At 76.4% G+C, this 18,963-nt stretch carries 23 protein-coding genes; 13 read left to right on the top strand and 10 right to left on the bottom strand.

The window, feature by feature from the left end:
* The first annotated feature begins 83 nt into the window (after positions 1-83).
* The gene (locus tag H6H00_RS04610; protein WP_185720113.1) at positions 84-674 is read left to right on the top strand and encodes a HEAT repeat domain-containing protein; all 591 of its coding nucleotides are present in this window, start codon (positions 84-86) and stop codon (positions 672-674) included.
* Positions 668-1,660 (top strand): HEAT repeat domain-containing protein, encoded by a 993-nt coding sequence (locus H6H00_RS04605; RefSeq protein WP_185720112.1) that lies wholly within the window; start codon positions 668-670, stop codon positions 1,658-1,660. The genes H6H00_RS04610 and H6H00_RS04605 overlap by 7 nt, the downstream gene beginning before the upstream one ends.
* On the opposite strand, the gene H6H00_RS04600 is transcribed toward H6H00_RS04605, so the two are convergent.
* Together H6H00_RS04600 and H6H00_RS04595 are read right to left on the bottom strand one after the other, a co-directional pair.
* On the bottom strand, positions 1,661-2,566 hold the full coding sequence (locus tag H6H00_RS04600) for a serine hydrolase (protein ID WP_185720111.1): 906 nt from the start codon (positions 2,564-2,566) through the stop codon (positions 1,661-1,663).
* Positions 2,563-3,399 carry a LysR family transcriptional regulator gene (locus tag H6H00_RS04595; RefSeq protein WP_221775791.1) on the bottom strand — a complete coding sequence of 279 codons (837 nt, stop codon included), beginning with the start codon at positions 3,397-3,399 and terminating at the stop codon, positions 2,563-2,565. The genes H6H00_RS04600 and H6H00_RS04595 overlap by 4 nt, the downstream gene beginning before the upstream one ends.
* Positions 3,400-3,495: 96 nt before the next feature.
* On the opposite strand from H6H00_RS04595, the gene bla reads away from it, so the two are divergent.
* The gene (bla, locus tag H6H00_RS04590; protein ID WP_185720110.1) at positions 3,496-4,365 is read left to right on the top strand and encodes a class A beta-lactamase; all 870 of its coding nucleotides are present in this window, start codon (positions 3,496-3,498) and stop codon (positions 4,363-4,365) included.
* Between the two features lie 16 nt (positions 4,366-4,381).
* On the opposite strand, the gene H6H00_RS04585 is transcribed toward bla, so the two are convergent.
* Positions 4,382-4,576, bottom strand: coding sequence for a hypothetical protein (locus H6H00_RS04585; RefSeq protein ID WP_185720109.1), 195 nt, complete (start codon positions 4,574-4,576; stop codon positions 4,382-4,384).
* Positions 4,577-4,622: 46 nt separating this feature from the next.
* On the opposite strand from H6H00_RS04585, the gene H6H00_RS04580 reads away from it, so the two are divergent.
* Positions 4,623-5,075 carry a YdeI/OmpD-associated family protein gene (locus H6H00_RS04580; RefSeq protein ID WP_185720108.1) on the top strand — a complete coding sequence of 151 codons (453 nt, stop codon included), beginning with the start codon at positions 4,623-4,625 and terminating at the stop codon, positions 5,073-5,075.
* On the opposite strand, the gene H6H00_RS04575 is transcribed toward H6H00_RS04580, so the two are convergent.
* Complete coding sequence (locus tag H6H00_RS04575) at positions 5,030-6,046, bottom strand: NAD(P)/FAD-dependent oxidoreductase (protein ID WP_185720107.1); 1,017 nt, start codon at positions 6,044-6,046, stop codon at positions 5,030-5,032. The genes H6H00_RS04580 and H6H00_RS04575 overlap by 46 nt on opposite strands.
* 66 nt (positions 6,047-6,112) lie before the next feature.
* Between H6H00_RS04575 and H6H00_RS04570 the strand changes: the two genes are divergently transcribed.
* On the top strand, positions 6,113-6,697 hold the full coding sequence (locus H6H00_RS04570; protein ID WP_185720106.1) for a helix-turn-helix domain-containing protein: 585 nt from the start codon (positions 6,113-6,115) through the stop codon (positions 6,695-6,697).
* Here the strand turns inward: H6H00_RS04570 and H6H00_RS04565 are convergent.
* Positions 6,689-7,819 (bottom strand): metallophosphoesterase, encoded by a 1,131-nt coding sequence (locus tag H6H00_RS04565; RefSeq protein ID WP_221775790.1) that lies wholly within the window; start codon positions 7,817-7,819, stop codon positions 6,689-6,691. The genes H6H00_RS04570 and H6H00_RS04565 overlap by 9 nt on opposite strands.
* Before the next feature lie 95 nt (positions 7,820-7,914).
* Here H6H00_RS04565 and H6H00_RS04560 point away from each other — a divergent pair, with 95 nt between their 5' ends.
* The 4 genes from H6H00_RS04560 (at position 7,915) to H6H00_RS04545 (ending at position 12,669) form a co-directional block, all read left to right on the top strand.
* Positions 7,915-8,775 carry an NAD(P)-dependent oxidoreductase gene (locus tag H6H00_RS04560; RefSeq protein ID WP_185720105.1) on the top strand — a complete coding sequence of 287 codons (861 nt, stop codon included), beginning with the start codon at positions 7,915-7,917 and terminating at the stop codon, positions 8,773-8,775.
* Positions 8,776-8,821: 46 nt separating this feature from the next.
* Positions 8,822-9,523 (top strand): response regulator transcription factor, encoded by a 702-nt coding sequence (locus H6H00_RS04555; RefSeq protein WP_185720104.1) that lies wholly within the window; start codon positions 8,822-8,824, stop codon positions 9,521-9,523.
* A gap of 32 nt (positions 9,524-9,555) precedes the next feature.
* Positions 9,556-10,950 carry a sensor histidine kinase gene (locus H6H00_RS04550; protein ID WP_185722161.1) on the top strand — a complete coding sequence of 465 codons (1,395 nt, stop codon included), beginning with the start codon at positions 9,556-9,558 and terminating at the stop codon, positions 10,948-10,950.
* Between the two features lie 66 nt (positions 10,951-11,016).
* Positions 11,017-12,669: a S1C family serine protease gene (locus H6H00_RS04545; protein WP_185720103.1), complete on the top strand. Its 1,653-nt coding sequence runs from the start codon at positions 11,017-11,019 to the stop codon at positions 12,667-12,669.
* Between the two features lie 154 nt (positions 12,670-12,823).
* Here the strand turns inward: H6H00_RS04545 and H6H00_RS04540 are convergent, their stop codons facing one another.
* The 3 genes from H6H00_RS04540 to H6H00_RS04530 are packed head-to-tail and all read right to left on the bottom strand — an operon-like array spanning position 12,824 to position 14,846.
* The gene (locus H6H00_RS04540; protein WP_185720102.1) at positions 12,824-13,522 is read right to left on the bottom strand and encodes a methyltransferase domain-containing protein; all 699 of its coding nucleotides are present in this window, start codon (positions 13,520-13,522) and stop codon (positions 12,824-12,826) included.
* Positions 13,519-14,190 (bottom strand): TIGR04282 family arsenosugar biosynthesis glycosyltransferase, encoded by a 672-nt coding sequence (locus H6H00_RS04535; protein WP_185720101.1) that lies wholly within the window; start codon positions 14,188-14,190, stop codon positions 13,519-13,521. The genes H6H00_RS04540 and H6H00_RS04535 overlap by 4 nt, the downstream gene beginning before the upstream one ends.
* A complete protein-coding gene (locus H6H00_RS04530) occupies positions 14,187-14,846 on the bottom strand; it encodes a glycosyltransferase family 2 protein (protein WP_185720100.1) in 660 nt (219 codons plus the stop codon). The genes H6H00_RS04535 and H6H00_RS04530 overlap by 4 nt, the downstream gene beginning before the upstream one ends.
* Before the next feature lie 132 nt (positions 14,847-14,978).
* Here H6H00_RS04530 and H6H00_RS04525 point away from each other — a divergent pair, with 132 nt between their 5' ends.
* Positions 14,979-15,680, top strand: coding sequence for a response regulator transcription factor (locus H6H00_RS04525; protein ID WP_185720099.1), 702 nt, complete (start codon positions 14,979-14,981; stop codon positions 15,678-15,680).
* Positions 15,680-16,687, top strand: coding sequence for a sensor histidine kinase (locus H6H00_RS04520; protein ID WP_185720098.1), 1,008 nt, complete (start codon positions 15,680-15,682; stop codon positions 16,685-16,687). Before H6H00_RS04525 ends, H6H00_RS04520 begins: the two co-directional genes overlap by 1 nt.
* Positions 16,688-16,691: 4 nt before the next feature.
* Here the strand turns inward: H6H00_RS04520 and H6H00_RS04515 are convergent, their stop codons facing one another.
* Positions 16,692-17,750 (bottom strand): NAD-dependent epimerase/dehydratase family protein, encoded by a 1,059-nt coding sequence (locus H6H00_RS04515; protein WP_185720097.1) that lies wholly within the window; start codon positions 17,748-17,750, stop codon positions 16,692-16,694.
* Between the two features lie 80 nt (positions 17,751-17,830).
* Between H6H00_RS04515 and H6H00_RS04510 the strand changes: the two genes are divergently transcribed.
* Both H6H00_RS04510 and H6H00_RS04505 read left to right on the top strand, forming a co-directional pair.
* Entirely contained in the window at positions 17,831-18,322 is a 492-nt protein-coding gene (locus H6H00_RS04510) for a MogA/MoaB family molybdenum cofactor biosynthesis protein (RefSeq protein WP_379540077.1), read from the top strand.
* A gap of 8 nt (positions 18,323-18,330) precedes the next feature.
* Complete coding sequence (locus tag H6H00_RS04505; RefSeq protein ID WP_185722933.1) at positions 18,331-18,540, top strand: hypothetical protein; 210 nt, start codon at positions 18,331-18,333, stop codon at positions 18,538-18,540.
* A gap of 3 nt (positions 18,541-18,543) precedes the next feature.
* On the opposite strand, the gene mscL is transcribed toward H6H00_RS04505, so the two are convergent.
* Positions 18,544-18,942: a large conductance mechanosensitive channel protein MscL gene (mscL, locus tag H6H00_RS04500; protein WP_185720095.1), complete on the bottom strand. Its 399-nt coding sequence runs from the start codon at positions 18,940-18,942 to the stop codon at positions 18,544-18,546.
* Positions 18,943-18,963 lie beyond the last annotated feature (21 nt).

Genomic DNA, 18,963 nt, shown 5'->3' with positions numbered 1-18,963 from the left:
CCCGGGCCCCCTCCGCACACCGGCGCACCGGCTTGACCTTCACACCGTGGCAGGGTCTGGGATCGGGGGCGGAGGTGGTCGGGATGGACGGGTCGTGGGGGTCGGGGGACGTGTCGGTGCGGCTGCGGGCGGCCCTCGCCGCCGGGACGCGGCCCGCGCCCGAGCACGTCGGGGTGCTGGTGGAGCGGTGCGGGGTCGAGCCGGACTTCTTCGTCCGCGACATGCTGACCTGGGCGCTCACCCGGCACGCCCGCTCGCTCACGGTGCCGAGGCTGCTGTCGGAGCTGCGGTCGGAGGTCCCGCAGGCGCGCAGCCAGGCCCTGCACACCCTGTCGAAGATCGGGGACGCCACCACGTGGCCGGCGATCACCGTCGAGCTCCTGACCGATGACGACGACGAGGTCGCCAGGGCGGCGTGGCGGACCGCGGTCGGCCTCGTCCCGCAGGGGCACGAGGCCGGTCTCGCCGAGACGCTGGCCACCCAGTTCGGCCGCGGGGGCGGGGAGGTGCGGCGGAGCCTGGGTCGCGCGTTCGTCGTCCTCGGCGAGGTGGCGCTGCCCGCCGTCCGGCGCGCCATGACCGACCGGGACGCCGGTGTGCGTGCGCACGCGGCCGCCACCGAGCGGGTGCTGCTGGACCCCGACGCCGGGTCCGAGGGGTGGGCGGGGTGCTGATCGGGGAGGTCGCCGAGCGGTCCGGGATCAGTGCGCGGATGCTGCGTCACTACGACTCCGTCGGGCTCGTGTCGCCGACCGGGCGCACGACCGCCGGGTACCGGCAATATTCCGAGGACGACCTCCGTCGCCTGTTCCACGTGGAGGGTCTGCGCTCGCTGGGGCTGAGCCTGCAGGACGTCGCCGACGTGCTCGGGGACCTGTCGTTCAGCCCGGCCGCGATGGTGGAGCAGCTCGTCGCCGGGGCCCGCGAGCGCCTCGCGCGCGAGGAGGAGCTGCTCCGCAGGCTCGGCCGGGTGCAGGCGAGCGACCCCTCCGCGTGGTCGGACGTGCTGCGGACGATCGGGCTGGTGCGGGGCCTCGACGTCGACGATCCCTCGGCCCGCCAACGCCTCGCCCTCTCGCTCACCGCCGCGGGCGACCGGGACGCCGTCCCCCTCGCCGAGGCGGCGCTGGCGGAGCCCGACCCGCACGTCGCCGGGGCGCTCGACTGGGCCCTCGCCCGGACCGGGGACGCCGCGGTCCCGGTGCTGGCGGAGGCGCTGGACTCGGCCGACGCCGACCGGCGGCACCGCGCGCTGGCGGCGCTGGTCAAGATCGGTTCGGCGCGGGCGCACGCCGCGCTGGCCGCGGCGGCCGGGCATCCCGACCCGCTGGTGCGGGGGCGGGTCGCGCTGGCCCGGGGCGCGCGCGGCGAGGTCGACACCGTCTCCGAGCTCGTCGTCCTGGTCGTCGAGGGTCCCGACGACGTCGACGCCGCCGACGTGCTCGCCGCGCTCGCCTCCCGGCACGGACGGGCGGACGAGATCGCCGGCGCGATCGCCGCGGAGCTCGCGGACGCGAACGGTCCGGCCCGCCGCCGTCTGGCGGAGGCGCTCGCGGGGATCCCCGGACCTCGGGCGGCCGCGGCGCTGGCCGGTCTCCGGGACGACCCCGACCCGGGCGTGGCCCACACCGCCGCGTACCTGCTCGGCGAGCGCGGGTGACTACTCCACCCGGCCGGACCGCAGGTCGGTCACCGCGATGCGGGCGGCCTCGCCGATCACCGCGTCGGCGCGGGGCAGGACGGGGTCGGCGCGGGCGGCCCGCGTGAACACCGCGACGGCGACGGGGTGCTCGCCGTCGAACGTCACCACCCCGACCTCGTTGCGGACGGCGCCGATCGTGCCGGTCTTGCCGGCCACGCGGGCGCCGCGGGGGAAGCCGGCGCGCAGGCGGTGGGTCCAGATCTGGGCGCCGAGCAGGTCGCGGGCGAAGCGGCAGCCCTCCGGTGACGCCGCGGTGTCGTCCCAGATCATCCCGAGCAGGCGGGTCGTGTCGCGGGCGGTGGTCGCGCTGGTCAGGGCGGGGTCGTAGGCGGCGACGTCCCCGACGCCGTCGTCGCGGGCCAGCGCTGCGAAGGCGGCCGCGACGTCGCGGGCCCCGGTCTGGACGCGCAGCTCGTGCTGGACGTCGTCGGTGCCGCTGAGCACCCGGGTGGCGTGCAGGCCGAACCCGTCCAGCATCGCGTCGAGCCGGTCGAGGCCGACGCGGGCGAGGACGACGTCGGCCGCGGTGTTGTCGGAGTGCGTGATCGTCAGGGTCATCAGGTCGCGCCAGGTCGCGGTCACCGCGTCGCGCAGCGCGGACAGCCCGGTGGGGCCGGGGGTGCGGCGGGCGGCGGGGACGGTGACGGGTTCGGTGGGGTCGAGCCCGCCGTCGTCGACGAGGCGGGCGAACGCCACCAGCAGCACGAGCTTGTAGACCGACGCCATGACGACCGGTTCGTCGGCGTCGACGGCCACCTCCCGGGGCCGCGACCGGTGCAGTCCGACGGCGTGCAGGCGGCCCTCGACGCCGGCCTCGGCGAACGCCGCCCGCACCCGTTCCGCCGGGGTGACGGCGGGTGTCACGACGCCGCCCGGAGCACAGCGGTGATCGCGGCGAGGGTGTCGGGGGCCGGGTCGCGCCACACCGGCCGCACCCACAGCGGGAGCGGGCCGACGTCGATGCGGCGCACCCCCGGCGCCGACAGCGCGGGATCGGCGGTGAGCGCCACCGCCTGCCCCGACGCGACGAGGGCCAGCGCGGCCCGGTCGTCGGCCGCGGTGACCGTGGGCGGGTCCCAGCCGCGCTCGACGAGCGTGTCGAGCAGCAGGTCGTGGGCGGCGGGGGCGTGCGTGCGGGGCGGGACGGCCAGGGGGAGGCCGGTCAGGGAGCGCAGGGTGACGCGGGTGGCCGCGAACGACGCCGGGACGAGGGCGACGGTCGGCAGCCCGGTCACCGCGCCCGCGGTCAGCGACCCCAGCACGGCCGGGTGCCGGACGACCGCGACGTCGAGCTGTCCGGCGTCGAGGGCGTCGACGAGGTGCGTGGTGGGCGCGGTGACCAGTGCCGACCGGGGGCCGGCCGCGGCGGCGAGGGACGCGGCGAGCGCCGCCCCGACCTGCGGCACCACCCCGAGCCGCAGGGCGGGCTGCGGGCGGGCGTGGTCGGCGGCCCGCGCCCGCAGCGCCGCCGCGTCGTCGAGCAGGGCGCGCGCCGCGGGGAGCAGGTCGGCGCCGGCGCGCGTCAGCCGGACCACCCGCGCGTTGCGGGTCAGCAGCACGACGCCCAGCTCCGACTCCAGGCGCTTCACGCCCTGGGACAGGGGCGGTTGCGTCATGCCGAGGCGCGTCGCGGCCCGCCCGAAGTGCCCCTCCTCGGCCACGGTGACGAAGAGATCCAGGTGCCGGAGCAGGTCCACGTCCCGTATCCCACCAGATTCGATAGGCGTTCGGCTATCGAAGGGCGATCATCTTCGTCTTTGCACTATCGATCCGGAGTTGGTCTGGTGTGCGCCATGAGAACGATCGAACGACGCACCTTCCTGCTCGGGCTCGGCGCTGCGCTGGTCGGCTGTGCCGCCCCGACCGCACCCGCGCCGGTGCAGGTCGACAACGGGCTCGCCGCCGTCGAGCAGGCGTTCGGCGGCCGCCTCGGCGTGCACGCACTGGACACCGGCTCGGGCGCGGTCGTGTCGCACCGCGGCGACGAGCGCTTCCTCCTGGCGTCGACGAGCAAGGCGTTCATCGCCGCCACCGTGCTGCGGCGCGCCGCCGACGACCCGGCGCTGCTCGACCGCGTCATCACCTACGACCGCGGCGTGCTCGTCGCCAACTCGCCGATCACCGAGCAGAACCCCGCCATGACCGTCGCCGAGCTGTGCGACGCCGCCATCACCTACAGCGACAACGCCGCCGCGAACCTCCTGTTCGACGTCGTCGGCGGCCCGCCCGCGGTCACGGCGTTCGTCCGCGGCACCGGCGACGACGTCACCCGCTTCGACCGGCCCGAGCCGGAACTCAACGAGTCCACCGGCCCCGACGACGAGCGCGACACGAGCACCCCGTCGGCGATCGTGCGCAGCCTGCAGGCCGTGACCCTCGGCGACGGGCTCGCCCCCGCCGGCCGCGACCGGCTCACCGGCTGGTTGCTGGCCAACACCACCGGTGGGAGGACGATCCGCGCCGGCGCGCCCGCGGGCTGGCGGGTGGGCGACAAGACCGGCACCGGGTTCCGGGGCGAGCGCAACGACATCGGCCTGCTCTACCCGCCCGACCGCGCCCCGATCGTCCTCGCCGTCTACACCGCACCGGCCGACCCGGACGCCGACCCGTCGGACGAGACGATCGCGGAGGCGACCCGGGCCGTCGTCGCGGCGCTGGGCTAGGAGTGCGGCCGCCGGGTCAGCGTTCCCGCACGATCGCCGCGATCGTCGCCGCGACATACCAGGCGGAGCTGAGGAAGAACGCGGCGCCGAGCACGGCCTGCACCGTCTCGGGTGCGACGCCGGTCCGCCGCGCCACCTGCTGCGACACGGGCCCGCCGACCCGCATCCGCCATCCGCTGAGTCCCTGACGTCCCATCCTGGTGGTGTCCACGGCGGTCAGTACCCGCCGCGGCGGCCGGTGAAGCATCCTGGGGCGCATGCAGCCCCGCCGGTTCACCGCGACCACCGAGGACGGGAAGCGGGGGCGGGTCGCGATCCCCGTGCCGTTCGACCCGGACGAGGCCTGGGGCGCGAAGCCCGTCCACCGCGTCGCGGGGACCGTCGCCGGCTGCGACGTGCGGGGGACGGTCGCGGGCGGGCGGATCGTCCTGGGGCCGGCCTGGGGTCGCGACCGCGGGATCGGGCCGGGACAGGTCGTCGACGTCGAGCTGGCCCCGGAGGGCCCGCAGCGCGGCGACCTGGCCCCGGACCTCGCCGCCGCGCTGGAGGCGCACCCGGCCGCCGGGGCGTTCTTCGACTCCCTCGCCCAGTTCCACCGCCGCGCCTACCTCCGCTGGATCGACGGGACGAAGAAGCGCCCCGAGGAGCGCGCCCGCCGGATCGCCTACGTCGTGGAGCTGCTGGGGGAGGGCGTCAAGGAGAGGCCGTGACGCCGGTCGCCGAGGACGATCTCCGACACCCGCCGCTCCAGGGCCGCCGCCTCCCGCCCGCGCACCGCGCGGTCGGTGTCGTCGAGGACGAGGTGCGCGTTGACCTGCGCCCCCACCGCCATCCCGGCCGCGGCGGCCGTCACCACCTGCGCCATCGGGTCGACGACGTTGCCCGCGGCCCACACGCCGGGCACCGACGTGCGGCCGGACGCGTCGGCGACGACGTGCGTCGCCACCGGCACGCCCCCGAACACGAGGTCGGCGGTCTCGACACCGAGGGCGGTGAGCAGGTCGCCCGAGGCGCGGAAGAACGGGCTGACGAACAGCGCGGTGCGCGCGACGACGGTGCCGTCGGCCAGCCGCACGCCGACCAGCCGGTCGTCGGTGACGACGACGCCGGACACCTTCCCGTCGACGACGGAGATCCCGCGCGCGGCGAGCTGCGCCCACTCCTGCTCGGTGGGGTCGGGGCCGCCGTCGAGGAACAGCGTGAGGTCGCTCGACCACTGCCGCACCAGCAGCGCCTTGTGCACCGACCCGAGCACCCCGACCGCGGTCCCGGCGACCTCGTGGCCGTGGCAGTAGGGGCAGTGCAGGACGTCGCGGCCCCAGCGCTCGCGCAGCCCGTCGATCGCGGGGAGCTCGTCGACGAGCCCGGTCGTCACGACGACGGCCCGCGCGGCGACCGTCGAGCCGTCCGACAGCGTCGCGGTCAGGTCGGAAGCCAGCGCGGTGACCGTGCCCTCGACGATCTCGCCGCCGTAGCCGCGCACCTCCGCGCGTCCGGCCGCGAGCAGCTCGCCGGGCGGCGTGCCGTCGCGGGAGAGGAAGTTGTGCACCCCGTCGGCCGGGGCGTTGCGGGGGGCTCCGGCGTCGACCACCAGCACCCGGCGCCGCGCCCGGCCCAGCGCCAGCGCCGCGCTCAGCCCGGCGGCCCCGCCGCCCACCACCAGTACGTCGTATCTCGTCATGTCCCGACCATGCGCCCGGATCCACGAATCCGACAAGCAATGTTGCCGCTATGGCAAGATGGCGGCATGTCCGACGACGACGTGCTCAACGAGGTCGGCCCCCGGCTGCGGCGGCTGCGCCGCCAGCGGGGCGTCACGCTCGCGGCGCTGGCCGAGCTCACCGGCATCTCGGTGAGCACGCTGTCGCGCCTGGAGTCCGGCGGTCGCCGCCCCAGCCTGGAGCTGCTGCTGCCGATCGCGCGGGCGCACCGGGTGCCGCTCGACGAGCTGGTCGGGGCACCGCCGGTGGAGGACCCGCGGGTGCGGCTGGAGCCGTTCGAGCGCGACGGCGTCGTGTTCCAGCCGCTGACGCTGCAGACCGGGCCGCTGCAGGCCTACCGCATGACGATCCCGGCCGACTCCCCGCGCAGGGAGCCCGATCCCCGCACGCACGAGGGCTACGAGTGGCTCTACGTCCTGAGCGGACGGTTGCGGGTGGTGCTGGCCGAGCACGACTTCGTGATGCGGGCGGGGGAGGCCGCGGAGTTCGACACCCGGCTGCCGCACTGGTTCGGCCGTGCCGACGACCGGCCCGTCGAGATGCTCAGCCTGTTCGGCAAGCAGGGGGAGAAGATGCACGTGCGGGCGGCCCCGAAGCGCCGCTCAGCGTGACCGCAGGGTGAGCAGCGTGATCTCCGGCGGCGAGCCGACGCGCACCGGCGGCCCCCAGAACCCGGTGCCGCGCGTGACGTAGAGCCACGTCGGGCCGAACCGGACGAGCCCGGCGAGCACCGGCTGGTCGACGAGCGCCACCTGCGTGACCGGCCACAGCTGCCCGCCGTGGGTGTGCCCGGAGATCTGCAGGTCGACGCCCGCGCGCACCGCCCGGTCGACCATCACCGGCTGGTGGCACAGCAGCACGACGGGCTGCTCGGGGTCGCGGCCGGCGAGCGCGGCGTCGAGGTCGAAGCCGTGCCCGGGCACGCCGGACGCGGCGGCGGTGCGGTCGTCGCAGCCGGCGATGTGCAGCACGGCGTCGCCGCGGCGGATCTCCTCGCGCTCGTTGCGCAGCACGCGGATCCCCAGGCTCGGCAGGAACTCCACCCACTCCGCCGCGCCGGAGTAGTACTCGTGGTTGCCGGTGACGAAGTACGTCGGCGCGGCGATGTCGGCGAGCGGGGCGGCGTAGCCCCCGAGGTCGGCGACGCTGCCGTCGACGAGGTCGCCCACCACCGCGACGGCGTCCGGCGCCGCCCCGTTGATCATCTCGACGAAGCCGCGCACGTCGGCCCCGTCGACGAGCGGGCCGAGGTGGATGTCGGAGATCGCGGCGACGGTGAAGCCGTCGAAGGCGGGGTCGAGGCGGTCGAGCAGGACCTCGCGGCGCTCCACGCGCGGCTGCCGGGCGACGACGGCGCCGTAGGTGACGGTGCCGGCCGCCGTGACCGCCGCCGTCCCGGCGACCACCCGGGCCAGGAACCGCCGCCGGTCCTCCGACGGACGCCCGCGCACGAACCGCACCGCGAGCCGCACGAGCTCGCCGAGGGCGAGGACGACGCCGAGGTAGACCAGTACCGCGAGCCAGAAGAAGCCGAGGTAGTGCAGCGGGCGCACCGCGTCGGGCGGCGCGCCGCGGGTGACCAGCGCCCCGGCGACTGCGAGCCCCAGCAGCGCCACCAGCGCGGCGCCGGCGATCCGGACCCGGCGGCTCGCCGTCAGGTCGTGGACGGCCCGGCGGTAGACGTACCCGTGCAGCAGCGCGACGAACACGAGCACGAACACGACGTAACCCACCGTCCGATCCTGCCCCACCGCCCCGGACGGCCGCCTGCGGTGATCGTCACGAGCCGCGTGTGACGGCTGCGGGCGACCGTCGTAGCGTCGGGGGCATGACCGACACACCCACCGTCGCACTGCTCGGAACCGGGATCATGGGGGCGGGGATGGGGCTCAACATCCTCGCCGCCGAGCTCCCGCTGCGCGTCTGGAACCGGACCGCCGACAAGGCGCTCGCCCTCGGCGAGGCCGGCGCCGTCGTCGCCGGGAGCCCGGCCGAGGCCGTCGCGGGGGCCGACGTGATCGTCACGATGCTCGGCGACGGGACCCACGTCCGCGAGGTGATGGAGCGGGCCGAGCCCACCTCCGGCCAGGTCTGGGCCCAGATGACGACCGCGGGCGTCGACCAGACCGCGCTGCTCGCGATCGCGTCGGAGCGCGGGCTGCGGTTCGTCGACGCCCCCGTGGTGGGCACCCGCGCCCCCGCGGAGGCGGGGCAGCTGCTGGTGCTCGCGGCCGGGTCGGCCGACGCGCGCGCGACGGTCCAGCCCGTGTTCGACGCCGTCGGCCGCGAGACGCGCTGGGTCGCCGACACCGCGTCCGGGCTCGCGGCGAGCCGGCTCAAGCTCGTCGTCAACAGCTGGGTGCTGGCGATCACCGCGGCGACCGGCGAGGCCGTCGCGCTGGCGGAGGGGCTGGGCGTCGACCCCCAGGCGTTCCTCGACGCCGTCGGCGGCGGCCCGCTCGACCTGCCCTACCTGCAGGCCAAGGCGAAGGCGATCCGCGCGCGGGACTGGACGCCGAGCTTCTCGGTGACCAACGCGGCCAAGGACGCCGACCTCATCACCGCCGCCGCGCAGGAGGCCGGGATCCGGCTCGACGTGGCCCCCGCCGCCGCCGCCCGCTACCACCGCGCCGCCGACGCGGGGCACGGCGACGACGACATGGCGGCCGGTTACCTGGCCTCCTTCTAGGGAGGCTCTCAGGGACGTCTCAGACGAAGCGGCCACACTGGACGCCATGCGCATCCTCGTGGTCGACGACGATCGGGCCGTGCGCGACTCGCTGCGGCGGTCACTCGCGTTCAACGGCTACCAGGTGGACCTGGCGGAGGACGGCTACGCCGCCCTCGAGGCCGTCGACGCCCAGCGGCCCGACGCGATGGTCCTGGACGTGATGATGCCGCGCCTGGACGGCCTGGAGGTCTGCCGGCGGCTGCGCGGGGCGGGCGACGCGCTGCCGATCCTCGTGCTCACCGCCCGCGACGCCGTGTCCGACCGGGTCTCCGGCCTCGACGCCGGCGCCGACGACTACCTGCCCAAGCCCTTCGCGCTGGAGGAGCTGCTCGCCCGGCTCCGCGCGCTGCTGCGCCGCCGCACCCCCGAGGACGTCGCGGCCGCGGCGGCCGGGCACAGCGCGGTGCTCGAGTTCGCCGGGCTCTCGCTGGACCCCGACACCCGCGACGTCCGTCGCGGCGAGCGCCCGATCAGCCTCACCCGCACCGAGTTCTCGCTGCTGGAGCTGCTGCTCGCGAACCCGCGCCGGGTGCTGTCGCGCACGCAGATCCTCGAGCAGGTGTGGGGCTACGACTTCCCGACCACCGGCAACGCGTTGGAGGTCTACATCGGTTACCTGCGCCGCAAGACCGAGGCCGAGGGCGAGACCCGGCTGATCCACACCGTGCGCGGGGTGGGGTACGTGCTGCGCGACACGCCGCCGTGAGCAGGCCCGACGGGTCGGTCGCGCGCGTCGAGATGCTCGACCGGTTCTCCCTGCGCTCCCGCATCGGCATCCTCGCCGCGCTGGTCGCGGCGATGGCGGTGGTGCTGGTGTCGCTCGCCGCGTTCCTCACGGTGCGCTCCAACATCCTCGCCACGCTCGACACCAACCTGTTCCAGCGCGCCGTCGCCGCCGCGCAGAGCGAGCTCGCCGACCCCCTGCAGCTGTCCACGATCCCGCCCGACGTCCTGGGCGCCGGCGACATCCGGATCGCGCTGCTCGCCGCGAACGGCAGCGCGCAGTCGGCGGAGGGACAGCTGTCCGCGCCGCCGATCGAGGGGCCGGAGCTGGAGGTGGCGCGCGGGCTGGCCCCGTCGTCGGTGCGCACGGCGTCGATCGGCACCGACCCGTACCGGGTCGTCGCGGTGCAGGCGGGGCCGGGCCGCGCGCTGGTGATGGGGCAGCGGCTCGACCCGACCCAGCAGGTGCTGACGAAGCTCGCGTTCGCGCTGCCCCTCGTCGGCGCGATCGGGGTGGTGCTGGCCGGGCTGGCCGGGATCGCGGTGGCCCGCACGGGGCTGCGGCCGGTGCAGCGCCTGACGTCGGCGACCGAGCGGGTCGCGGCCACCGGGGACCTGCGCCCGATCCCCGTCGACGGCGCCGACGAGCTCGCGCGGCTCACGATCAGCTTCAACGAGATGCTCGGCACGCTCGCGGCCTCGCAGGAGCAGCAGCGCCGCCTCGTCGCCGACGCCGGGCACGAGCTGCGCACCCCGCTGACGTCGATGCGCACCAACCTCGAGCTGCTCGCGTCGGCGAGCCGTCCCGGCGCCCCGACGCTGCCCGACTCCGACCGCGCCGAGATCCTCACCGACGTCCACGCGCAGGTCGAGGAGCTCTCGACGCTCGTCGGGGACCTCGTCGAGCTGGCCAGGGACGACGCCCCGCTCAAGGTGCACGAGCCCGTCGAGCTGACCGACGTCGTCGACCGGGCGCTGGAGCGGGTGAAGCGGCGGGCGGGCGACGTCGAGTTCGACGCCCGGCTCGTGCCGTGGACGCTGATGGGCGACTCGACGGCGCTGGAGCGCGCGGTGCTCAACCTGCTCGACAACGCGGTCAAGTGGAGCCCCGCCGGGGGCACGGTCACGGTCCGGATGCGGCAGCTCGACGGGTGGTCGGTGCTGCTGGAGGTGGCCGACGAGGGGCCGGGCATCGCCGAGGAGGACCTGCCGCGCGTGTTCGACCGCTTCTACCGGGCCGACCGCGCCCGGACCATGCCCGGATCCGGGCTGGGGCTGGCGATCGTGCGGCAGGTCGCGATGCGGCACCTCGGCGCGGTGTGGGCGGGCCGGGCACCCGGCGGCGGGGCGCTGATGGCGATGCGGCTGCCGGGCCGTTCCCCGGGAGGGCTCCCGCCGAGCGGGCAGTAGCGTCGGGACCGTCCTACGCTGGCGTGGCGGGTCCGCGACCGGCGAGCCCCCGAACGTGGTGAGGTCATGTCGAACGACACCCCCGGCCCCGGCGAGCCCCGCCCGGATCGCGCAGCCGAGACGACCTTCCACCCCCGACCCGACACCGGCGCCCCCGCCGAGGCCGACCCGTACGCCCGGCCGGGCACGCCCGCCGCGGGGACCGGTCAGCAGGCCGCTGCGGGGGGGCAGGGCGCCGGTCCGGCCGTCCGGCCCGGGGCCACCGCGCAGTACGGGCCCGGTGCGCCGTACGGGACCGACGGCCGTCACGGATCGGGCCAGTACGGCTCGGTCCAGCCGGCGTCGGGCCGGTACGGATCCGGCCAGCCGGGACCGGGCCAGTACGGAGCAGCGCAGTACGGGTCGGCCCAGGCCGGGTCGGCCCACACCGGATCGGCCCAGTACGCGCAGGGCGGCGGACAGGCGGCGGCCCCGGGCACCTACGGGGCCCCCGGCGGCGGGTACGGCGGCGGTGCCTACGGCGGCGGCACCTACCCGGGGAACGGCGGCGGCAACCAGGGCGGCGGCAACCAGGGCGGGGGCGTCCAGGGCAGCGGCGCCCACTCGGCCGTGGGGGCGTACGGCCCCCCGCAGGCCCCCCCGGCGCAGCGCCGCACCGGCCGGGGTGCGCTCGTCGCGGTCGGCCTGGTCGCCGCGCTGCTCGGCGGCGGGGTGGGCGGTGCCGTCGGCGCCACGCTCGCGGGCGGCGGGAGCGGGAGCGGCGGGTCGTCCGGGGTGCTCGGCGCGCCCCTGCCCGCCCCCGACGCCTCGACGACCCCCCTCAGCCCGGTGGAGGCGGTGGCGCAGCGGGTGCTGCCGTCGGTCGTCCGGCTGCTCGTGCAGGGCCCCACGGCCGCGGGCGAGGGCTCGGGGATGGTGCTCTCGGGCGACGGGCTGATCCTCACCAACAACCACGTCGTCGAGGCCTCCACCGGCGGCGGCGCCATCCTCGCGGTGTTCCAGGACGGCAGCACCGCCCCGGCCGACGTCGTCGGTCTCGATCCGGGCTCCGACCTCGCCGTGATCCGCGCCCGCGGGGTCTCCGGGCTGACGCCGATCGAGTTCGGCGACTCCGACGCGGTGCGCGTCGGCCAGCAGGTCGTCGCGTTCGGCTCCCCGCTGGGGCTGGGCGGCACGGTGACGACCGGGATCGTCAGCGCGGTCGACCGGGCCGTGAGCGTGGGGGAGGAGTCGGGGGCCAGCGAGGCCACGGTGCTCAGCGCGCTGCAGACCGACGCCGCCATCAACCCCGGCAACTCCGGCGGCCCGCTGACCGACATGCAGGGCCGCGTCGTCGGCATCAACTCCGTGATCGCGACGACCGGTGCGGAGGGCGGGTCGATCGGCGTCGGGTTCGCGATCCCCGTCAACCAGGCCCGGCGCACCGCGCAGGAGCTGGAGGACACCGGGCGCGCCACCCGCGCGATCCTCGGCGCCGGCGTCAACGCGGGCAACGCGCAGGAGCTCAGCGGCGCGGTGCTCAACAGCATCGTCCCCGGCGGACCGGCCGAGCTGGCCGGGATCCGGCAGGGACAGGTCGTCACGCGGGTCGGCGACCGGGTCGTCACCAACGGCAACGACCTGATCGCGGCGATCCGCGAGAACGCCCCGGGCGACCTCGTCACCCTCGTCGTGGACGGGCAGCCGGTCGACGTGACCCTCGGCGGCGAGTCCGGCTGACCCGGGCGGCGTGCCCCGTGCGTGCGATCGGGCGATGCCGTCCGGGCGGCCCGCCGGGGACGTCACCGTCGGTGGCCGGTCCGGTCCGGCACGTTGCGTCCTGTGTGTACTGATCCATCCGGGTCTTGCGGATCGTCCGCCGGGGTGGTCTCGTTCACCTGGTCCCGCGCGGTGCCCCGCGCTCCGGGACCAGCGGGCCGCGTCGGTGCCGACACCCCCTCCCGGCATCGGCGTGGCTCCGCAGCACGGTGAGCTCCACGAACTGGCGCACCCCCCGGTAGTGCGCCCCGGCCCGCAGGCCCGCCCCGGCCGCGAGCTCCGGGAGCGCCGCGGGCCCGGCGCAGGCCCACGGGAACGGCGGGGTGAGGTCGTCGCGGCTGCGGACGCGGGCCTCGCCGCGCCACAGACCCGGCTCGGCCGGATCGAGCTCGACGATCACGGTGCCGCCCGGCTCGACGATCCGGGCCGCGCGGTGCAGCAGCGCGGCCGGGTCGCCGCCGATGCCGAGGTTGCCGTCGGCGAGCAGCGCGTGCGACCACAGGCCCTCGCGGGGCAGCTCCCCGAAGACGTCGGCGTGCAGGACGGGGACGCCGCGGCCGGCGCACTGGGCCACCGCCTCCGGGGACACGTCGACGCCGAGGGTCTCGATGCCGCGGGCGACCAGGGCCTCGACGAGCCGTCCGGGTCCGCAGCCGAGGTCGATCGTGGACCCTCGGCAGCGCTCGATCAGCCAGGCGTCCTCGCCGGCCGCCGCACCGCGCCACCGGTCGACGTCGAGCCGGGCGGTCCCGCCGTCGCTGCGCACGAGCTCGGCGTCGTGGCCCGCGAGAGCCCGGGCGAAGGAGGTCGTCACCGGCGCCCGGCCGGGACGGGCAGGCACCGGAGCGCGGCGGCGAAGCGGGTGCCGGGGGCGAGCGCGGCGACGGCCAGTGCGTCGTCGATCGTGTCGACGTCGGACAGCTCGGGCAGCAGGTGCACCCGCAGCCCGGCGGCGCGCAGGGCGGCGAGGGTGCGGGTGCCGGTGTCGTCGCGCGAGGTCGGGACGTCGGCGACCAGGGACGCCGCCGCGGGGTCGCGCAGGCCCAGCGCCCACCAGCCGCCGTCGAGGGCGAGGCCGAGCACGGCGTCGACGCCGCTGAGCCGGTCGGCGGCGTCGGCCAGCAGGCCGGCGGTGACCTGCGGGGTGTCCATGCCGATCTGCAGCGTCGGGCGGCCGGGCAGCAGCGCCGCGGCGTCGGCGTGGGCGGCGGCGATGCGGGCGCCGAGCCCGTCGCCGCGCTGGGGGACCACCCGGACCGCGCTGAGCGCGGCGCGCACCTCGGGGCCGCGGGCGGCGCGCGACGGGTCACCGGTCAGCACGGCCACCGGCGTCGCACCGGGTACGCCCGACGCCGCGTCGAGGCTGTCGAGCAGCGCGGCGGCGGCCAGGTCGGCGGCGGCCGCGGGCTCCAGCGGCGGGCACAGGCGGGTCTTGACCAGGCCGGGGACGGGGGCCTTGGCCAGCACGAGCAGGGCCGTCACCGCAGCACCCCGGCCATGTCGCGGGCGGCGCGGACGGTGCCGCGGACCGAGCCCGACACCTTCGAGCGGCCGCCGGTGCGGGGCCGGTAGGCGACGTCGACCTCGGTGATCCGCCATCCGGCGGCCCCGGCGCGGACCAGCAGCTCCAGCGGGTAGCCGAAGGCGCGGTCGGCGACGCCGAGGTCGAGCAGCGCGGTGCGCCGGGCGACCCGGACCGGCGCGATGTCGTGCACCGGCACGCCCCGGCGACGCAGCAGGGCGGAGATCGCGGCGTTGCCCGCCCGCGCGTGCCACGGCCACGCGCCGCGGCCCTGCGGCCTGCGGCGCCCGGCGACCAGGTCCGCGTTCCCGGTGCCCCCGTCGAGCAGCGCGACCATCCCCGGCAGCTCGGCCGGGTCGAGCGAGCCGTCGGCGTCGAGGAAGGCGACGACGTCGGTGGTCGCGGCCTCCAGCCCGGCGTGCACCGCGGCGCCGTAGCCCTTCCGGGCCTCGTGCACCACCCGCGCACCGAGGCCCGCGGCGACGTCGGGGGTGCCGTCGCGCGATCCGTTGTCCACGACGAGCGGGCGGAACCCCGGAGGCAGCGCCCGCAGCACCCCGGGCAGCGCCTGCGCCTCGTCCAGGCAGGGGAGGATCACGTCGACGAGCTGGTCCATGATCGTGAAGCTAGGCCGGTCGGCGGAGCGCCGCGCGGTGAAACGGCTTACCGATCGGTGACGTCGGGTGAGCGGATTACCGCTCTGTGACGTCCGCAGGGACTCCCCCGCGCCGCGGCTAGCCTCGGCGTCATGACCGACCGCCCGCTCGCGCTGGTCGTGGACGACGACACGACCGTCCGCGACGTCGTGAGCCGTTACCTCGACCGGGCCGGCTACCGCGTCGACGTCGCCGGGGACGGGGAGGCCGCGCTGCGCGCCGTCGCGGAGCGGACGCCCGACGTCGTCGTCCTCGACCTCATGCTGCCCCGGCTCGGCGGGCTCGAGGTGTGCCGCAGGTTGCGGCGGGGGTCGGTCGGCGTCCCGATCGTCATGCTCACCGCGCTCGGCGAGGAGGAGGACCGCGTCCTCGGCCTGGAGCTGGGCGCCGACGACTACGTCACCAAGCCGTTCAGCCCGCGCGAGCTGGTGCTGCGCGTCGCGGCGGTGCTGCGGCGCTCGCGGGAGCGGCCGGTGCGCGAGACCGGCGTCGAGCCCGTCGTCGACGGGGAGCTGAGCGTCGACATCCCCGGGCGGCGCGCGTCGATCGGCGACCGCGAGCTCGCCCTGACCGTCCGCGAGTTCGACCTGCTCGCCTTCCTCGTCCGCCGCCGCGGCCAGGCGTTCACCCGCGCCGAGCTGCTCGAGCGCGTCTGGGGCTGGGACTTCGGCGACCAGTCCACCGTCACCGTCCACGTCCGCAGGCTGCGCGAGAAGATCGAGATCGACCCGACGTCACCGGTCCGGATCGCGACCGTGTGGGGCGTCGGCTACCGCTACGACGGTTCCCCGTGATGGAGATGCTGCTGGCGTCGGTGCCGCTGGCGCTGGCGTTCTCCGTGCCGGTCGCCCTGCTGGGCGCGCTGCTGCTGACGCGGATGCGGCGCAACTCGATCACCGCGGCCGTCACCGTGCTGGTGCTGGTGCCGGTCCTCGCGACCCTCGCCGGCGTGATCGGCGTCAGCGGGTTCATGTACACCCCGCAGCTGGGCGGGTTCCTCGTCGTGTGCGCGGTGGTGGCCGCGTTCACGGTGCCCGCGGCGCTCATGCTCGGGCGCGGCATCGCCAACGACGTGATGTGGCTGCACGAGGCCCACGACGCCGAGCGCGTCGCCGAGGCGTCGCGCCGCGAGCTGGTGGCCTGGATCAGCCACGACCTGCGCACCCCGCTCGCCGGGATCCGCGCGATGAGCGAGGCCCTGACCGACGGCGTCGTCTCCGACCCCGACGAGGTCGCCGAGTACGCGCGCCGGATCCGCGGCGAGACCGTGCGCCTGTCCGGGATGGTCGACGACCTGTTCCAGCTCTCGCGCATCACCTCCGGCGCGCTGACGCTGACGCTGTCGGAGGTGCCGCTGCACGAGGTGGTCTCCGAGGCCGTCGCGGTCGAGGGGGTGGCGGCGTCGCGGAAGGGCGTGCGCGTCGAGGCGGCGGCCGACAGCCAGTGGCCGGTGGTGCTCGGCAGCGACCCGGAGCTCGCCCGCGTCGTGCGCAACCTGCTGTCCAACGCGATCCGGCACACGCCGCCCGACGGTGCGGTCGTCGTCGCGGCCGGGGTGGTCGGCGACCGCGCCTGGCTGCGCGTCGACGACGGCTGCGGCGGCATCCCCGCCGACGACCTCGGGCGGGTCTTCGAGGTCGCCTTCCGCGGCGAGGACGCCCGCACCCCCGACGGCGAGGGCCACAGCGGGCTGGGCCTGGCCATCGCGCGGGGGCTCGTGGAGGCGCACTCCGGGGAGATCGACGCCCGGAACCACGGGCCGGGGTGCCGGTTCGAGGTGCGGCTGCCGTTGGCGCGGTGAACCGTCAGCTCGCCCCGACGGGGGAGCGCAGGGGCGCGGTGGCGAAGTCCCGCACCCCCTCGGCGAACCCGGTCCGGGCGTGGAAGCCCAGCAGGGTGCGGGCCCGGGCGGGGTCGGCGACGACGTGCCGCACGTCGCCGGGGCGGGCCCCGCCGACGATCACCGGCGGCGGGCCGTCGATGGTCGCCGCCAGCGCGACGGCGAGGTCGCCGATGGTGTGCGGCTCGCCGGAGCAGACGTTCACCGGCACCAGCGTGCCCTCGGCCGGGTCGGTGCCCAGCGCGAGCACGTTGGCCGCGGCCACGTCGGTGACGTGCACGAAGTCGCGCCGCTGCCGCCCGTCCTCCATGACGCGGGGGGCCTCGCCGCGCTCCAGCGCCGACCGGAAGATCGACGCGACCCCGGCGTAGGGGGTGTCGCGGGGCATCCGCGGGCCGTAGACGTTGTGGTAGCGCAGCGACCACACCGACCCGCCGGTCTGCCGCGCCCACGCGGACGCCAGGTGCTCCTGCGCGAGCTTCGTCGCGGCGTAGGTCGACCGCGGGTCGAGCGGGGCGTCCTCGCCCACCAGCCCGGGTTCCAGCGGCGCGCCGCACACCGGGCACGGCGGCTCGAACCGCCCGGCGTCGATGTCGGCGAAGCGGCGCGGGCCCGGGCGCACCGGGCCGTGCTCGGCGCAGGTGTACGCGCCCTCGCCGTAGACGACCATCGACCCCGCGAGGACGAGCCGCCCGATCCCCGCCGCGTGCATCGCGGCCAGCAGCACCGCGGTGCCGAGGTCGTTGTGGCTCGCGTACGCGGGCGCGTCGGACGGGTCGACGCCGTGCCCGACCATCGCCGCCTGGTGGCACACGGCGTCGACGCCGGGCAGCAGCCGGGCGAGCAGGTCGGGGTCGCGGACGTCGCCCTCGACGAACTCGTGGTCGCGCGTCCACCCCGGCGCACCGTCGTGCGCCTGGGGGAGCAGCGCGTCGAGCACGACGACGTCGTGGCCGTCGGAGGAGAGGTGGTCGGCGACGTGCGAGCCGACGAAGCCCGCCCCGCCCGTGATCAGGATGCGCACCGTCGTGAGGCTAGGCCGGGCGGACCAGTCCGGCCTGCGGGGTTCGCGATCGGTAAGGCCGCTACGGTGAGCGCATGGAAATGGCGCCGCCTCAGATCGGTCGTGCTCTGGTCGTCATCGTCGACGACCGCGTGAGCCACGGCGAGCGCGAGGACTCGATCGGTCCCCTGGTCACGGAGCTGCTCGAGGAGGCCCGGCTCGTCGTCGACGCGGCGGTGGTCGTGCCCGGTGACCCGGTGGCCATCCGCAACGCGCTCAACACCGCGGTGATCGGCGGTGTCGACCTCGTCGTGACCGTCGGAGGCACCGGTGTGTCGCCGCGCGACGTCACCGCCGACGCCACCGCGGGCGTCCTCGACCGCCCGATCCCGGGCATCGCCGAGGCCATCCGGGCGTCCGGTCTGGCGGCGGGTGCCGTCGACGCCGGGCTCTCCCGCGGGCTGGTCGGTGTCTCGGGCAGCACGCTCGTGGTGAACCTGGCGCCGTCCCGGGCCGCCGTCCGCGACGGCATGGCCACCCTGACGCCGCTGGTCGCCCACGTGATCGCCGAGCTGTCCGGGCTCGACGACTAGGGACCGCCGTGCCCGACCGGACCCCCGGCCCCGCGGACGCCGCCGGACCGCCGGACGCCGATCCGCCGGACTCCGGCCTGTCCGACGCCGTCCGCCGCCGGCTCGCCGCGGTGTTCGGCGACGCGCTCCCCGACACCACCGGCGACGAGCGCGACCCCTCCCCGGACAGCAACGACGCCCAACTGCTCGCCGACCGCCCCCCGCACCACGACCGCTGAGGCTCAGCCGCGGGTCTGCTGCGTCTTGAGCAGGTCGCGGATCTCGATGAGCAGCTCGACGTCGGTGGGCTCGGCCGGGCCGGGCTCCTCGCCCTTCTTGCGCCGCTCCTTGAGGGTGTTGAGCGGCAGCACGATCACGAAGTAGACGACCGCCGCCACGATCAGGAAGTTGATCGCCGCGGTGATGACGGCGGAGAAGTCGACGTAGGTGCTCTCCTTGCCGGCGACGATCGAGAAGCCCAGGCCGGTGCTCTCCGGCGGCGACACCGCGTTGATCAGCGGCTGGACGATGCCGTCGGTGAAGGACGACACGATCGACGCGAACGCCGTGCCGATGACGACGGCGACGGCGAGGTCGACGACGTTGCCGCGCAGGATGAAGTCCTTGAAACCCTTGATCATCGTGCCTCCTCGGTGGTCGGT

The organism is Pseudonocardia petroleophila (assembly GCF_014235185.1).
In the GTDB taxonomy this organism is placed as follows: Bacteria; Actinomycetota; Actinomycetes; order Mycobacteriales; family Pseudonocardiaceae; genus Pseudonocardia; species Pseudonocardia petroleophila.
Note: the sequence above shows the minus strand (reverse complement) of the source record. Positions and strands in the feature narration are given on the sequence as shown.

Bases quoted from the DNA above. Each gene is read 5' to 3' on its own strand.
- H6H00_RS04610 (WP_185720113.1), top strand. From the start codon at position 84: ATGGACGGGTCGTGGGGGTCGGGGGACGTGTCGGTGCGGCTGCGGGCG.
- bla (WP_185720110.1), top strand. From the start codon at position 3,496: ATGAGAACGATCGAACGACGCACCTTCCTGCTCGGGCTCGGCGCTGCG.
- H6H00_RS04580 (WP_185720108.1), top strand. From the start codon at position 4,623: ATGCAGCCCCGCCGGTTCACCGCGACCACCGAGGACGGGAAGCGGGGG.
- H6H00_RS04575 (WP_185720107.1), bottom strand. From the start codon at position 6,046: ATGACGAGATACGACGTACTGGTGGTGGGCGGCGGGGCCGCCGGGCTG.
- H6H00_RS04570 (WP_185720106.1), top strand. From the start codon at position 6,113: ATGTCCGACGACGACGTGCTCAACGAGGTCGGCCCCCGGCTGCGGCGG.
- H6H00_RS04560 (WP_185720105.1), top strand. From the start codon at position 7,915: ATGACCGACACACCCACCGTCGCACTGCTCGGAACCGGGATCATGGGG.
- H6H00_RS04555 (WP_185720104.1), top strand. From the start codon at position 8,822: ATGCGCATCCTCGTGGTCGACGACGATCGGGCCGTGCGCGACTCGCTG.
- H6H00_RS04550 (WP_185722161.1), top strand. From the start codon at position 9,556: ATGCTCGACCGGTTCTCCCTGCGCTCCCGCATCGGCATCCTCGCCGCG.
- H6H00_RS04545 (WP_185720103.1), top strand. From the start codon at position 11,017: ATGTCGAACGACACCCCCGGCCCCGGCGAGCCCCGCCCGGATCGCGCA.
- H6H00_RS04530 (WP_185720100.1), bottom strand. From the start codon at position 14,846: ATGGACCAGCTCGTCGACGTGATCCTCCCCTGCCTGGACGAGGCGCAG.
- H6H00_RS04525 (WP_185720099.1), top strand. From the start codon at position 14,979: ATGACCGACCGCCCGCTCGCGCTGGTCGTGGACGACGACACGACCGTC.
- H6H00_RS04520 (WP_185720098.1), top strand. From the start codon at position 15,680: ATGGAGATGCTGCTGGCGTCGGTGCCGCTGGCGCTGGCGTTCTCCGTG.
- H6H00_RS04510 (WP_379540077.1), top strand. From the start codon at position 17,831: ATGGCGCCGCCTCAGATCGGTCGTGCTCTGGTCGTCATCGTCGACGAC.
- mscL (WP_185720095.1), bottom strand. From the start codon at position 18,942: ATGATCAAGGGTTTCAAGGACTTCATCCTGCGCGGCAACGTCGTCGAC.